Origin of the sequence: Puia dinghuensis, assembly GCF_014642875.1 — a bacterium.
GTDB lineage: Bacteria > Bacteroidota > Bacteroidia > Chitinophagales > Chitinophagaceae > Puia > Puia dinghuensis.
In genome coordinates this window covers 905,599-920,621 of record NZ_BMJC01000002.1, presented here as the reverse complement: position 1 = coordinate 920,621, position 15,023 = coordinate 905,599, and the positions used below count along the sequence as shown (strand labels likewise).

At 50.8% G+C, this 15,023-nt stretch carries 14 protein-coding genes; 9 read left to right on the top strand and 5 right to left on the bottom strand.

Annotated features, from left to right (window positions below):
• Positions 1–25: 25 nt before the first annotated feature.
• Positions 26–1,624, bottom strand: a complete 1,599-nt coding sequence (locus IEY39_RS11975) for a RagB/SusD family nutrient uptake outer membrane protein (protein ID WP_188931718.1) — start codon at positions 1,622–1,624, stop codon at positions 26–28.
• Between the two features lie 20 nt (positions 1,625–1,644).
• The gene (locus IEY39_RS11970; RefSeq protein ID WP_188931714.1) at positions 1,645–4,611 is read right to left on the bottom strand and encodes a SusC/RagA family TonB-linked outer membrane protein; all 2,967 of its coding nucleotides are present in this window, start codon (positions 4,609–4,611) and stop codon (positions 1,645–1,647) included.
• Positions 4,612–4,810: 199 nt separating this feature from the next.
• Between IEY39_RS11970 and IEY39_RS11965 the strand changes: the two genes are divergently transcribed.
• On the top strand, positions 4,811–5,872 hold the full coding sequence (locus IEY39_RS11965) for a phosphatidylinositol-specific phospholipase C1-like protein (protein ID WP_188931712.1): 1,062 nt from the start codon (positions 4,811–4,813) through the stop codon (positions 5,870–5,872).
• A gap of 11 nt (positions 5,873–5,883) precedes the next feature.
• Positions 5,884–6,915: a GntR family transcriptional regulator gene (locus tag IEY39_RS11960; protein WP_188931709.1), complete on the top strand. Its 1,032-nt coding sequence runs from the start codon at positions 5,884–5,886 to the stop codon at positions 6,913–6,915.
• Here IEY39_RS11960 and IEY39_RS11955 read toward each other — a convergent pair.
• Positions 6,907–7,887, bottom strand: coding sequence for a Gfo/Idh/MocA family protein (locus IEY39_RS11955; RefSeq protein ID WP_188931707.1), 981 nt, complete (start codon positions 7,885–7,887; stop codon positions 6,907–6,909). The two genes, IEY39_RS11960 and IEY39_RS11955, sit on opposite strands and share 9 nt — an antisense overlap.
• Positions 7,888–7,917: 30 nt before the next feature.
• Here IEY39_RS11955 and IEY39_RS11950 point away from each other — a divergent pair, with 30 nt between their 5' ends.
• Genes IEY39_RS11950 through IEY39_RS11940 form a run of 3 tightly spaced genes read left to right on the top strand, consistent with a single transcriptional unit; the run spans position 7,918 to position 11,642 of the window.
• Complete coding sequence (locus IEY39_RS11950) at positions 7,918–8,574, top strand: HAD family hydrolase (RefSeq protein ID WP_188931705.1); 657 nt, start codon at positions 7,918–7,920, stop codon at positions 8,572–8,574.
• Positions 8,555–10,837 carry a TonB-dependent receptor gene (locus IEY39_RS11945; protein WP_188931704.1) on the top strand — a complete coding sequence of 761 codons (2,283 nt, stop codon included), beginning with the start codon at positions 8,555–8,557 and terminating at the stop codon, positions 10,835–10,837. Before IEY39_RS11950 ends, IEY39_RS11945 begins: the two co-directional genes overlap by 20 nt.
• A 4-nt stretch (positions 10,838–10,841) precedes the next feature.
• The gene (locus IEY39_RS11940) at positions 10,842–11,642 is read left to right on the top strand and encodes a DUF4249 family protein (protein WP_188931703.1); all 801 of its coding nucleotides are present in this window, start codon (positions 10,842–10,844) and stop codon (positions 11,640–11,642) included.
• On the opposite strand, the gene IEY39_RS11935 is transcribed toward IEY39_RS11940, so the two are convergent.
• Positions 11,639–13,072 (bottom strand): sigma-54-dependent transcriptional regulator, encoded by a 1,434-nt coding sequence (locus IEY39_RS11935; RefSeq protein WP_188931702.1) that lies wholly within the window; start codon positions 13,070–13,072, stop codon positions 11,639–11,641. The genes IEY39_RS11940 and IEY39_RS11935 overlap by 4 nt on opposite strands.
• 324 nt (positions 13,073–13,396) lie before the next feature.
• Here IEY39_RS11935 and IEY39_RS11930 point away from each other — a divergent pair, with 324 nt between their 5' ends.
• From IEY39_RS11930 to IEY39_RS11915, 4 genes are read left to right on the top strand one after another with little or no spacing between them, the layout of a single operon-like run.
• Positions 13,397–13,795 (top strand): response regulator, encoded by a 399-nt coding sequence (locus IEY39_RS11930; protein WP_188931701.1) that lies wholly within the window; start codon positions 13,397–13,399, stop codon positions 13,793–13,795.
• Complete coding sequence (locus tag IEY39_RS11925) at positions 13,779–14,015, top strand: YtxH domain-containing protein (protein WP_188931699.1); 237 nt, start codon at positions 13,779–13,781, stop codon at positions 14,013–14,015. The genes IEY39_RS11930 and IEY39_RS11925 overlap by 17 nt, the downstream gene beginning before the upstream one ends.
• A gap of 9 nt (positions 14,016–14,024) precedes the next feature.
• Entirely contained in the window at positions 14,025–14,366 is a 342-nt protein-coding gene (locus IEY39_RS11920) for a hypothetical protein (RefSeq protein WP_188931695.1), read from the top strand.
• 8 nt (positions 14,367–14,374) lie between these two features.
• Positions 14,375–14,638 (top strand): hypothetical protein, encoded by a 264-nt coding sequence (locus tag IEY39_RS11915; protein WP_188931694.1) that lies wholly within the window; start codon positions 14,375–14,377, stop codon positions 14,636–14,638.
• A 28-nt stretch (positions 14,639–14,666) separates the two neighbouring features.
• Here IEY39_RS11915 and IEY39_RS11910 read toward each other — a convergent pair whose 3' ends face one another.
• Complete coding sequence (locus IEY39_RS11910) at positions 14,667–15,011, bottom strand: hypothetical protein (RefSeq protein WP_188931693.1); 345 nt, start codon at positions 15,009–15,011, stop codon at positions 14,667–14,669.
• Positions 15,012–15,023: the final 12 nt, after the last annotated feature.

Sequence of the window (15,023 nt, the reverse complement as noted above, 5' to 3'; positions counted from 1 at the left end):
CCTAAGGGCGCCCTTTTTTATATCATCAATACCCGGGGTTCTGCACAAGATTACTGTTCAATTTGATCTCCGAAATAGGAATGGGGAAAAGCCTCCTGGTCACATCCGTGTTCATCGTCAGCGGATCACTGGGAGGCAGCGGATATGATTTTTCAAACTCACCAAACCGGATAAGATCATTACGCCGCCATCCTTCCCAGGAAAGTTCGCGCGCCCGCTCGTCAAGCAGGGTATCCAGGGTTACCGTGGGCGCAAGCTGTGCACCTGCCCGGGTACGCAGCAAATTCACCAGGTAAGCCGGAGTCTGCAACACCCCATTCATGGATGTAGGCGTGGCGCCACGCAGTATAGCCTCGGCTTTCATCAAATAGACGTCCGCCAGCCGGAATACAGGCACATCATTGCCATTCAGGCGCGTGGCCTGGATAGTGGTCGGATCGGGATAATACTTGATCGAACGAATCCCTTCCGCCTGGCTGGCAATGGTGTTACCCAGATCCATCGGCTTGGGAGGAACGAGGGTCAGGGTAGGGTTGATGACGATTTGCGTGGTGGTACCGGGATAATAAACGGGCTGGTTCGTAAATCCTCCCGTGCCATCAGGATAGAATTGCGGACCAACCAACCATGTTTTCGTCCGGAAATCCCCCGGGATATTGAACCGCTTGTAGAACTCGGGGGTAGTGCTCATCGCAATACTCTCTCCCACGTTAAAGCCGTAGGCATTAACCAGGTAGTAGTAAAATCCAAACCGGGTAAATTGATTACCGGGGATTTGCTGGTCATAAGGGATCGCAAAAATAGTCTCGTTGATCTGCGGACCGTTAGTGGGTAAAAATATATCCCGGAACCGGGCGTCCAGGTAATAGTTCTTGTTTTGCTGAATGCTGTCTGCCATCGCGACAACATCATTATACCGGGTAGCGCCGCCTGTGTAGATGTCGGCATTCAGGTACATCTTCATCAGCACGGCAAAGGCCATCGCCTTGGTCGGACGCCCGTACTGCAGTGTATTGGTGGCCAGGCTGCTCGTCTTGGAAGGCAGTTGCTGGGCGATGCTCAACAACTCCGATTCGATAAACTGGAAGACCTTTGCTCTCGGCTGAGTAGCAGGTGGCGTGGCTACCGGGAAGTTCGTGATCAGCGGTACATTGCCGTAAAGGTCCATCATGAAAAAGTAATACAGCGCGCGCATCGCCCTGATCTCAGCGAGATTGGCCGTCTTGGTGACCGTATCGGCCTTTGATTGGATCGTCAGCGTCATCAGCCGGTTACAGTTATTGATACCACCGAATCCCCACTGCCATATGCCGGTGACATAGGGATGGTCATAGTTCCAGGTATGGTAATGCATCAGGCGGTACTGCCCCCCGTCGTCGAAATTGCCGTCGCGCGCCGGAAGAATAGCCTCGTCCGTCGATAGTTCCTGCATCCGCCAGTAGGGGATCGCATATTGGGATGACAGGTTACTGTACATCGTTCCGAACAGGGCGGCATAGTCATTGGAAGTCGTCGGAAAATTGCTGCTTACATATTGGGATTCGACGTCTACTTTCAGCTTGGTACAGGCGCTGAAACCAAGCAAAGCTGCAAGTACAAAGACGAATAAATATATTCTTTTCATTTTATTAGAGTTTTAACCGATTAGAAGTTGGCGCTTACACCAAGGATATAGGTACGTGTTTTGGGGTAAAAATTCTGGTTGTCGATGCCCGGCGTCAAACCGCCGATATTGATCTCGGGATCCGTACCACGGTACTTTGTGATGACGAAAAGGTTATTTCCCGAAGCGTAGACCCGGATGCTTCTCACACTTTGTGTGCGCGGCTTGATGGTATACCCCAGAGTGGCATTGTCCAGGCGCAGATAGGAGCCGCTTTCCAGGAAACGATCCGATATCAGGTAGGCGTTGATGTCATTATGCGATTCATGGAGGGTGAACGTGGGTATGTTCTGAAAATGCGCATCCACAGGATCGTTCAAACCCGCCAGGGTGGCATTTAATATCTTGTTGCCCAACACGCCACGGAAGAGGAAACCCAGGTCGAAACCCTTGTAATAAAAATTATTGGTCCAGCCATATACAAGCGTCGGCTGCGCATTGCCGCCGACACGCTGATCTGTGGTCAGCGGCTGTTGATTCGTTATCGTACCGTCTGCCTTCTGAAAAGTGCTGATGCCATTTTGGTTTTTGCCCACATAATGCCAAAGAAGGAAAGTACCCAGGGCATAGCCCGGCTTCACGATCTGGCTGTAGTTGCCCGACTGACCTTTACCACCCACTTGTGCCGTCGGGAAGGAATCGAGGGTGAATTGGGTGTTCGACAAATTCGTTATGACGTTGTGATTATGGGCGAAATTGAGCGAGGTCTTCCAGGTGAATTCGTGGGTCTTGAGGGGAGTAGCATTCAGCGCCACTTCTATCCCGGTATTTTTGACGCTACCGACATTGGCGGTGTAAGTGGGCACGAAATACTGCGTGGTGGATACGGGGTATTGATCATAGATCAGGTCTGTCGTTTTCTTGATATAATAATCCACCGAGCCGCTGATCCGGTTCTTTAATACACCGAAATCCACACCAACGTTGGCAGTACCCGTACTTTCCCATCTCAGATTGGGATTGTCATTACGGACGGGCCCTATGGAATTGGTGATATTCCCATTATACAGAAATTTCGAACTCGACTGTGTACCATAGACCAACAGGGCAGAAAAGGCATTGAACCCGGTGCTGTTCCCCGAAACACCATACCCGGCCCTCAATTTCAGCTGGCTGAGAAAATCAATGTCCTTCATGAATTCTTCTTCGGTGATATTCCAGCCGGCAGAAACAGCCGGAAAATACCCCCACTGGTGATTTACGCCAAATGCGGAAGATCCGTCTTTTCGTAACGAAGCCTGGACAAGGTATTTGCCGGCATAATCATATTGAACACGGCCATAGAAGGATATTAGCCGGAGGGTCGATATCGGGTTATTGTCGAAGGGCACCTGCGAAAGGTTGCTCGGGTTGGATAAGAACAGGTTATTATACGTCAGGGCGTCGTTGGAAAAATTCTGTGTGCTCACCCCAAAACCATCATTGTTACGGTCCTGCTGGTAGGTGTATCCGCCGAGTAATCTGACGGTATGCTTGTCAAAAGTCCTGTCGTAGTTGAAATAGGACTCGACCACGGTGCTGGTGTTGAGATAGGATTTTCTGACGGCCTCGCCGTTATAATTGAGGTAAAGGGCCGAATGCGAATTGGCGTAGAAATTATACAGGTTTTGATCCCTTTGATTGGCAAAGGACAGCGTATATTTCAATCCTTTTATGATCTCCACCTGTGCAATGGCATTGATCAGGGTCTTGTTGTCGTCAGTAAGACTAAATGCATTATTGATCAGTGACAGCGGGTTCAACGGACCGCTGCCAGTGCGGGTAAAGTTCTCCTTATAGGTGCCATCAGGATTGTAAGGGCTTACAGTTGGCAGGTAGAACAATATTCCCGGTAACACCGAAGCCTGAACAATATCGTGGTTCTTGGTATGGCTATTGGTCAGCGTAATACCCAACCGGAGGCGGTTGTCGAAAAAGCGTTGGCTGAGATAACCTTTAAGTATAGTCCGTTCGAGCCAGGTATTCAGGAGGATACCGTTGTCCCTAAAATAGGTTCCACTGCCACCGAAATCGGTTGTATTGGTAGCGCCGCCGAAGGAAAGGTTATGGCTTTGAGAATAGGCTTTTTGCTCCGCCAGATTCTGCCAGTTGGTGTTGGAGCCATCGTCGTCCACCCCGGCGTGGAGGCTGTCGCCATTCGCCTTGAGATAGGCGCGCAGCTGGTCGCCCGTGAGCATCGATATTTGTTTGGACACCTCTTCCCTCGCGCCATAAGCATTATAGGACAAGCGGGTTTGACCCGGCTTGCTTCTTCGGGTGGTGATCATGATCACGCCGTTGGCGGCGCGGGTACCATAGATGGCGGTAGCCGATGCGTCTTTCAGCACGTCGATGCTTTCGATATCGGCAGGGGCCAACAGATCGATGGATGCACCGGGTACGCCGTCGATAACATAAAAGGGTTCCATTGCTCCACCGGTGCTGCGGATGGTGGAAGGTCCTCTCAATACAACGGCAGGAGCTGCGTTGGGGTCGCCGCTCTTTGTCACATTGAGCCCGGGTACTTTCCCCTGCAACAGCTCTGCGGGTGTGGTCATTACTCCGGGGTTGAATTCTTCTGCTTTTACAGTTGTGATCGAACCGGTAACGTCTTTTTTGGCAGCCGTACCGTAGCCGATGACGACCACATCATTCAATTGTTTTGCCTGGGATACCAGGGTGATGTTGATGTCTTTCTCTTTCCCTACCCGAATCTCCTTTGAAATGAACCCTACATAAGAGACCTGGAGCACGGCGCCGGGACCGTCTACGACAATGGAATATTTTCCTTCCGCGTCGGTGGTCACGGCTTTCTGCGTGCCTTTGACCAGGATGTTGACTCCTGTCAAAGGGAGATTGTTCTCGTCGGTCACCACTCCTTTCAGTGTCAGGGGCGCCTGCTGAAAGGCGTCAGCGGTGATGGATAAGAATAAAAGAGAGGGAAATAAGAGCCTTAATAGTGCCTTCATGGTGATGAGTGTTTTGGTTTATCTTAAACTTGCGGAGTGCAAATTGAGAGAAGACATGTTATGCGATTGTAAATAGAATATTATCTTATCCTGCACTAAGAGCTTTTGCATTTGCTAATAAAAAGCGTAGTATATAGGTCTACGCGGTGGATAAATATATTTGTGCAAACAACTGGCGACAGAGAAATATATTTGTGACATGAAACAACTTCTCGCAGCAGCACTCATTCTTCTCCTTGCATCGAAAAAAGACACCGGCTTCGACGATCTTCCCATCAATAAGGTGCAGGTCATCGGCAGTCATAATAGTTACAAACAAGCCATCGACACCGCCCTGTTCTCGATGTTGAAGGCAAAGAACCCACAGGTCGCTGAAGGATTGGAGTATAGCCATGTGAGTCTGGGCGAGCAGCTCACCCTCGGTTTGCGTAACCTTGAAATAGATGTATATGCGGATGAAAAAGGCGGCAAATACGCGCACCCTAAAGGGCTTGAATGGGAAGCGGCCGCTCATCCCCCGGCTTATGATCCCACGGGTGAGATGAACAAACCGGGATTCAAGGTCTTTCACGTCCAGGATCTCGATTTCCGCAGCAACTGCTACAGCTTTGCCGGTTGTTTGCATCAGTTGAAGGCATGGTCGGACGCTCATCCCGACCACTATCCCATCTATATTACGATGAATGCAAAGGATCAGGAGATCAAATCCCCCGGCTTTACCATCCCGGAAAAGTTCACCACGGAAGTCTTTGACCGGCTGGACAAGGAGATCCTCGACAACCTCGGCCGCGAGTACCTTATTACACCCGATGACATCAGGGGAAACTACCCGACCCTCGAACAGGCCGTCCTTGCCAACCACTGGCCCACGATGAAAGCCGCAAGAGGAAAATTCATCTTTATCCTCGACGAAGGCGGTGAACATCGCAGTGCGTACATCGCCGCGCACCCATCCCTCAAAGATCGGGTGCTCTTCACCGACAGCCCATCGGGTACCCCGGAGGCTGCCTTCATGATCATCAACGATGCCAAACGAGATCAGGAAAAGATAAAAGAAATGGTGAAGAAAGGCTATATGGTTCGCACCCGTGCCGATTCCGATACAAAGGAAGCCCGGATCAATGATAAGTCCAGCTTTATGGCTGCATGCACATCCGGGGCCCAGATCATCACCACTGATTATTATTACAAAAGCAAATTCTTCCCGTCCGACTATGTCGTCAGCTTCGACGGCGGCACATATATCCGGCGAATGCCGTAACTTAGGGCCGCATGAAGCACCCCAATATTTTTGATTGGATCAGAGTAGATGAGTTTGCCGCTACGCCGAAATACCTCCAGCTCACCAACTCCATCCTAAAGGCCATTGAGAACGGCAAAATAAAAAAGAACGATTTGATGCCGTCCATCAACGAGCTTAGCTACGAACTCGAGATTTCACGGGACACCGCGGAAAAGGGCTATAAATACCTGAAGAAAATGGGTGTTTTGGGCTCCGTACCCGGGAAAGGTTATTTTATCCAGCATACCGACTTCCACCAGACCCTTCGCATTTTCCTGCTCTTCAACAAGCTCAGCGCCCACAAAAAGATACTATACGACGCCCTCGTCGCCTCCCTGGGCGAATACACGGTCGTAGACTTTTACATCTATAACAACGACTTTGGTCTGTTTAAAAAACTTCTTGCCGACAGGAAAGAGGACTATTCGCACTTCGTCATCATCCCGCACTTCCTCGAAGGTGGTGAGCATGCGCCCGATATCATCAACAGCCTGCCGAAGGAGAAACTCCTGGTGCTGGACAAAAAAATACCCGGCATCACCGGGGAATACGCAGCCGTCTACCAGAATTTCGAACAGGACATCTACTCTGCACTGGAAAGGGCCCGCGAGCAGCTCAGCAAATACCACACGATAAAGATCATTTTCCCCAGTTCCACCTATCAGCCCGTGGAGATACTGCAAGGCTGCAGCCGCTTTTGCCACGAGTATGCCTTTGGCTATAAGGTGGTTCATACCATTGCCGACGAACCCATCGTGGAAGGGGAAGTGTATATTAATCTTATGGAAGAAGACCTGGTCGTCCTTATCGAAAGGATCATTTCCCTCAAGTTGGAGGTAGGCCGGCAGGTCGGGGTCATTTCCTACAACGAGACACCCCTGAAGAAGATCATCCTCGACGGCATCACCACCATCTCGACGGATTTCCGGGAAATGGGCGTCATGGCCGCGCGGCAGATACTCGAGAATACGCACAAACAGGAAGAAGTCCCCTTCTATCTAACCCTCCGCAATTCACTCTGACGGATAGCGCACCCCGATCTGCTGCCTTATCTCATCCATCGTCTCGGCCATCATCAGGCTAAATGAATGGGGTAGGGAAGGGCTCTCCACCAACCCTCTCTCCCGGCATTCCATCACTTCCCTTATCTGGTATTCAAACCCATTGACCATTGGCTCTAAAGCGACCGCCTGCACAGGCTCGCCCGTCCTGTTCCATTCCAACCGATCGTTCTTATACCAGGGGGTGGGAATGCGGATCATTCCGGCTGTTCCGGCTATCTCGGCCGTCAGGGAAGTATTGCAGGCCAGGGTGCTGCTGATGACGGCCGATGCACCGTCACTGTATTGTAACACCGCGTGGCAGGTATCGTCGGACCCGGTGGGCGCCAGATGCCCCGCCGCTGTGATCTGCTGAGGCCGCCCCAGCAACTGCAGGCACAAATACAAAGGATAGATGCCGATATCCAGCAATGCCCCACCTCCGAGCCTAAGCGCGTACAACCGGCCTTCAGGGTTGAAGGGCGCCAGGAAACCAAAATCCGCCCGGATATACTTTACCGTGCCGATCGCTCCCGATTCCACCAACCCCATCACCGAAGACATCAACGGCAGAAAACGCGTCCACATCGCTTCCATCAAAAATGCGTTGGATGCGCGTGCTGCCTCGATCATCTCTTTCACCTGCCGCGCCGACAAGGCCATCGGCTTCTCACAGAGAACAGCCTTCCCTTGCCGCAGGCATAATAAAGCGTGTTCGGCATGATATCCGTGCGGCGTCGCAATATAGACGGCATCGAGATTCTGATCGGCCGCCAGCTCCTCATAGGTTCCATACACGTGATTAGCCCCATGCTCACGGGCAAATTCCCATGCCCGGTCGAGATCCCGCGATGCCACCGCCACAAGGGAAGCATCCTTTACGAGATGAAGAGCAGCAGCAAATTTTCTGGCAATCTTTCCGGGGCCAATGATACCCCATCTGGTTATAGTCATACGTCAACGAAAGTAGTTTATCTTCGCGAAATGAATCACGCTTTTATTTTCGATCTCAACGGCACCATGATCAATGACATGGAATACCACAGCATCGCCTGGCACAGCATTCTCAACAACGATCTGAAAGCCGGCTTAACCATGGCCGAAGTAAAAAGCCAAATGTATGGCAAGAACGAAGAGTTGCTCGATCGTGTCTTTGGCAAAGGCCATTTTACAAAAGAAGAAGTGGATACCATATCCATGAAAAAAGAGAATAGCTACCAGGCCGCATTCAAACCCCATCTCCGGCTGATCGCGGGGCTCCCGGCCTTTCTCGAAAAGGCCGGTAACAAGGGCATCCGAATGGCCATCGGCTCGGCCGCCATCCCATTTAACATCGACTTTGTCCTGGATAACCTGGGGATCAGGCATCATTTTAAGGCGATTGTCAGTGCAGACGAAGTTGCTGTGAGCAAGCCCGATCCGGAAACCTTTCTCCTTGCTGCCAGGCTGCTCGGTGTGTCACCGGAGAGCTGCATCGTTTTTGAAGACGCCCCCAAAGGTGTCGAAGCCGCTATGCGCGCGGGGATGTCCTGTATAGTCCTTACCACCATGCACGAAAAGGAAGAATTCCGCCGTTATCCCAACGTCCTGCAATATATTGCAGACTATACCGACCGGTCACTTGACAAATTATTTATATAAACAAAGCCTTTTCCTGCTGACTTTATCCCTGCTCGTGCTGACGGGCACGGCGCAGGTGCATTTTACGGTCGACGGCACCATCCGGGATAAAAAGACCGGGGAAGTTCTCATCGGCGCCACCGTTAGCCTGCTGGAAATACCCCGCAGCGGCATCATGAGCAATGCTTACGGATTCTACTCCATCAGCGCGTCCCCGGGTCACTACACCCTGCTGGTCTCCTTCTCCGGCTATCAGCCAGATACGGTGATCATCAATCTCGACAAGAATCTCTTGCTCCCCATCGAGCTCACCACAGCAAGCAATCAACTGGCTGAAATTGTGGTCAGCGCCCAAAAAAGGAATGATAACACCATCTCAAGTCCCCTGATGGGCGTCCAGAAGCTAACCACCACTGATATAAAAAACGTCCCCGTACTCTTCGGTGAAAAGGATGTCCTAAAGACCATCCAGCTGTTGCCGGGCATTCAATTTGCCAGTGACGGCAACAGCGGTTTTTATGTCCGTGGCGGCGGGGCCGATCAGAACCTCATCCTCCTCGATGAAGCTACCGTCTACAACCCCTCGCACCTGCTGGGTTTCTTCTCTACTTTTAACTCCGACGCGATAAAGGATATCACCGTTTATAAAGGCGGGATGCCGGCGGAATATGGCGGCCGTCTCTCCTCGGTGATCGATATAAAGATGAATGACGGGAATAACAAGGACTATCAATTCGGCGGCGGCATCGGCCTCATCTCGACTCGGCTCAATGCAGAAGGTCCGATCGTAAAGGACCGAGGGTCGTTCACCATCAGCGGCCGCCGCACCTATGCCGATCTCTTTCTCAAATTATCCTCCGACTCGTCGGTGAGCAACAACAGCCTTTACTTTTATGACCTCAATATAAAGGCCAACTATAGGTTCGATGAGAAGAACCGGGTCTATCTCTCGGGGTATTTTGGCCGGGACAACCTCAGCTTTGGCAACACCTTTGGCATCGATTATGGGAATGCCACCGGCACGGCCCGCTGGAATCACGTGTTCAACAGCCGGCTTTTCTCCAACACATCGGTGATCTTTAGCAAGTACAGCTATAAGATCAAGATCAATTCCGACAACAACAACATTGGCCTCACCTCCAATATCCGGGATATCGACCTAAAGGAAGATCTCCAGTATTATATCGACGCCGATAACAAGATCAACTTCGGCCTTGGCACGATCCATCATACCATCGCGCCCGGTATCCTTTCCGCATCACAAAGCAGCAGTTTCAATAACCTGGTGCTGCAAAATAAATACAGCCTTGAGAATGCCCTGTACATTTCCCACGAATGGTCGCCGGCGGACAGGCTCCATTTCAACTATGGGCTGCGGGTCGCGGAATTCATCGTGCTGGGGCCACCTGACAGCATCGTCACGACCTACACCAACCTCGAACCCCGGGCTTCCCTAAGCCTCCGGGTCAACCAGGTCTCATCGGTGAAACTCTCCTACAACCGGAATACCCAGGTCTTACACCTGCTGTCCAATTCTACATCCGCCAACCCCACCGATCTCTGGATACCCAGCAGCAACAACGTCAAACCCGAGATCGCCGACCAGGGGTCTATCGGGTATTATAGGAACATCAGGGACAACCACTACGAGTTCTCCATCGAAGCCTACTATAAGGCCATGCAAAACCAAATAGATTACAAGAATGGCGCCCAGCTCATCGCCAATGAGAATGTCGAATCACAGCTGCTTTTCGGTAAAGGCCGCGCCTATGGGTTGGAGCTCTTCGGGAAAAAGAAGACCGGCCGCCTCACTGGCTGGGTCAGCTATACCCTGAGCCGCACCGAATTGCAGATCGATGGCATCAACCAAAACAAGTGGTATCCCAACAAACAGGACAGGACCCATGATATCAGCATTGTCGGTATCTACCAGGCCAACCGTAAATGGACCCTCTCCGCTACCTGGGTCTATTACACCGGTAATGCCGTCACCTTCCCCAGCGGGAAATACACGGTCGACGGGCAAACGGCTTTTTATTATACCGAACGCAACGGTTACCGGATGCCGGCCTATCACCGGATGGATGTTGCCGCTACCCTGCAGGGAAAGAAGAAAAAGCGGTATGAAAGCAGCTGGACTTTTTCCATCTACAATCTTTATGGCCGGGAGAATGCCTATAGCATCGTCTTTCAGACCGATCCCAACGACCCTACACGGACCCAGGCCCTCCAATATGCCCTGTTCAGATTCGTGCCTGCCGTAACATACAATTTTAAATTTTGATCCGATGAGAAGAAGAAACATCGGCCTGCTGCTCATCCTCACCGTCACGGTGGCCGCCTGTAAGAAGGTGATCAACGTCAATCTCAATAAGGCGGAGCCGCAGATCGTCATCGAGGGTGAAGTCACCAATAATAGGGTACCCTATCTGGTCAGGATAAGCAAGACCGTGAATTTCTCGGCCAGCAATGTCTATCCGCCCGTCACCGGTGCAACGGTTATCATCACCGACAGCACCGCCGGGGTGACGGAGCAACTGCTTCCCTCGCCGGATTCGGGAAGCTACTATACCCGGCTGATCAAAGGCGTCCCGAAACATACCTACTCCCTCAATGTCACCGTGGATGGAAAACAATATACCGCCGTCTCCAGAATGCCGGCGCCCGTACGGCTCGACTCGGTGACCTTTGCCTTGAACTTTGACTTTAGCAATAAACAGGAGATCAACGCCGTCGTCAACTTCCAGGACCCTCCCCGCCCTGGTAATTATTACCAATTTTCCGAAGTGGTCAACGGGCGGACGATACCCAATGTCTTTGTGTTCGAAAACCGGTTGTCCGTCGGCCGGTATATACAACAACCATTGTTTAACGACAGCGCCTATCTGCAAAAAAATGACACCCTCATCCTGACGATGAATTGCGTGGACGAAAATATCTACAATTATTTCTTTACGCTGGCGAACGTGACGGGGAATAATAATTTTCAAACGGCGACTCCTGCCAATCCCGTGACGAATCTCAGCAATGGCGCTTTGGGGTATTTCAGCGCGCACACGACACAAAGGATGAAGATGCTAATATATTAAGGCTGGTAACTCTTGATCTTATTATAGAGCGTCTTCCGATCTATCTTCAATATCTCGGCCGCTCGTGACTTATTATAGTTCACCTGTTTCAATACATTCATAATCGTATCATACTCGGCCTGGGCAGCCGCGTTCTTCAGATCGGTCTCCTTATGGGCGATGGGGTGATGAGCGGATGCGACGACAGGCGCTTCCTGCTGGTGCTGGACGAACTGCTGTGCATAGCCCTCGGTATCGATGATCTCGGCCGGCAATACCCGTGCGTTCACCCGGCCGGAGGAGGTCAATAAAGCGGCGCGGCGGATGACATTCCTGAATTCCCGGAGATTACCCGGCCAGGGATAATTGAGGAAAATTTGCATTACCTCCGGATCGAATCCTTCTACTTCCTCCTTATTCAGCTCCAGGTTGGCCCTGGCCAGGAAAAATTCGGCAAACAGCGGGATATCTTCCTTGCGGTGACGGAGGGCCGGCAACACGATGGAGAATTCGTTGAAGCGATGGAAGAGGTCTTCCCGAAACTTTCCTTTACGATAAGCATCCTGCAGATTCTCATTCGAAGCTACGATGATGCGGACATCCGTTTCCATTTCCTTTGTACCGCCCACACGTTTGAACTTCCGCTCCTGTATCACCCGCAACAGGGCCGCCTGTATCTCAACAGAGAGATTGGCCACTTCGTCCAGGAACAGTGTCCCGCCGTTGGCCAGTTCGAAATGCCCCTCCTTGTCACCAAGCGCACCGGTGAATGCGCCTTTGACATGACCGAACAGCTCACTGCCAGCCAGCTCTTTCGACAGGGTGCCGCAATCCATCGCAACAAAGGGCTGGCCCTTACGCGCGCTGTTCTGATGAATGGTGCGGGCGATCACTTCCTTCCCCGTGCCACTCTCGCCATAAAGGATAATGCTATAATTAGTAGGTGAAACCAGTTCTATCTGCCGGTATAATTCTTTTGTCGCAGCAGACTGGCCCACGAGGAATCCCTCATCGGCAACCGGTCTGCCGGGCTTCCGTGCGACTGTCGTCTGGGTGGCAGCTGCCGGCTTCTCGCCATCACCATCTTCGGCCGATTGTGTCAATGCCCGGCCGATGACGCTCAACACTTCTTCGGGTATCAATGGTTTGGTTATATAATCGAAGGCGCCGGCCTTGATCACATCCACCGCCGTCTTGATATCGGAATACCCCGTTATGATGATGACTATCGCATCAGGATCGAACTGCTTGATTTCCTTCAGTACCTCCCTTCCTTCTTTATCACCCAACCTGAAATCACAGAGCACCACGTCGAATTTGGATTCTTTGAATTTGGCAATCCCTTTACTGCCGCTGTGGCTGGATTCCGTCTCGAATCCCTTCTTTTGCAGGAAACGGCCAAGCAGGTTACACATATCCATATCGTCGTCAATGATCAGAATTCGCTTCATATTAATTTCATAATTTGATGTTCAAATTCTAATTAAAATTACTGGAATCTACTCATTATCCATTCTGTCATAAAACCCTTGCCAATTTTCCAGTGAGTTGGTAAACAGGCATCTGTCCGGTTTTTGGGGATTAAATTCCCCAGGTTGGGGATGGGGTCTCATTAAAGTTACAAAATAACCAGTAGAAGTGCGCCCTTCAAACTGGAAAGAACAAATTTGATGCTAGAATCGGCCAGAACTATTCATGGCAATAAAATTGTATTTAGGTTGTTTATATAAATTGTTGGGATTCTAAAATTTGATGGTTAAGTGGAAACAATTATTATGAACGACATACATAAAGTGTTGATCGTAGACGATGAATTGGATATTTGCTATTTGCTCAGCGGAATGTTGAAACAGCGGAATTTTCAGCCTGGCTTTGTAAATACCCTCACCGATGCTAAGATCGCTTTGGAAACCGACCCGCCTTCGCTATTATTCCTGGATAATCACCTTCCTGACGGATTCGGGCTTGATTTCATTCCTTTTGTAAAACAAAATTACCCCGAGGTGAAAGTGATCATGATCACGGCGCATGACGGGGTGCAGGAAAGAAAACAAGCCTATGACGGCGGGGTCGATCTCTTCCTCGCCAAACCGCTGAACCGGAAGCTGATCGATGATGCTATCGACCGGCTCATTACACCATCTAAAATCAACGACTATGAACAATACATCTAAGATCCTGTTAAGCTTCATCGCCGGTGCAGCCATCGGCGGTGCAATAGGTATCCTGCTCGCCCCAGATAAGGGCTCGGAAACCCGTCGCAAGATCGCCGAAAAAGGTTCAGACATCGGCGACTCGATCACCAGCTTCGGCGAGAGTGTAAAGGAAAAATTCAACGATGTCGTAGAAGGAGTGAAAAATAGTTTCAGCGGCAGCAGGAGTTCAATGTCTTAATCCATCGCCATGGCAGAGCAAGCAACCGACATCGATATCCTGCTCTCGGACGCCGGAGACTTTATCGAGACGCGTACCACTTTGTGGAAATACAAGGCGATAGAGAGCCTGGCCGACGTCTCCGGCGAACTCGTCTCCGGGTTGGGCATGATCGTTATCACCTCTTTTGTGATCATTATCTTCAGCATCGGATTTTCCTTATTAATAGGTGAGTGGCTGGGAAAAAGCTACTATGGATTCTTCATCATGGGTGGCTTTTACAGCATCCTCGCCCTTATTATCTACGCCCGTCGCGGCCACTGGTTGAAGATCCCCTTTAGCAATATGCTCATCCGGAAGATATTGAAATAAGCAGTCATATGGGTAAGATCACTACCATCCACCAATTGCGGGAAGCGATTCGCGATCTTGAACATCAGAATTATGTCAACGAGCAACACATGCACCACCGGGTGACGGAGCTGGCCGAACGGCTAAAGCCCGCCAATGTCGTGAAAGGACTGTTCAATCATTTCTTCGGCGGGGGAAATGAATGGAAGAACAGCCTGCTCAAAGTGGTGGCAGGCATTGCCACCAGCTTCATCGTAAAGCGATTTTTCCGAAAAGGACTCAGCACGAAGTAAGCGTGCGTGTTTAAGTCGCCGAAGGCAATTAGTACTCTATCTCTCCCTCCCCTTGCCGGTTTGTCCCGTGCGGGGGATTTTTATTATCTGCCAATTGGGTATAATGGGAGGGATGGATGAGCAATATCTTTTGCAGGAATTCGATCCTTTGCTTGTCGCTCCTTCCCGCCAGGAAGGAAAATACATGCGTCAGGACGACCTTGTAGACAAAAACCCCTTTATGAGATTCGGCTGTGAGTTCATCTATCCGCTGCGATAGTTCGCCGAGGATCTCCTCGGTCAGCGCCTTCAACTCCTTTTCGTCGGCAAGGCCGGTGAGCCTTGTGACAGAGTTGAAAACCGATGAGTAATAAGAGTCGATAAAATGGTTCAATCGATAGTAGAG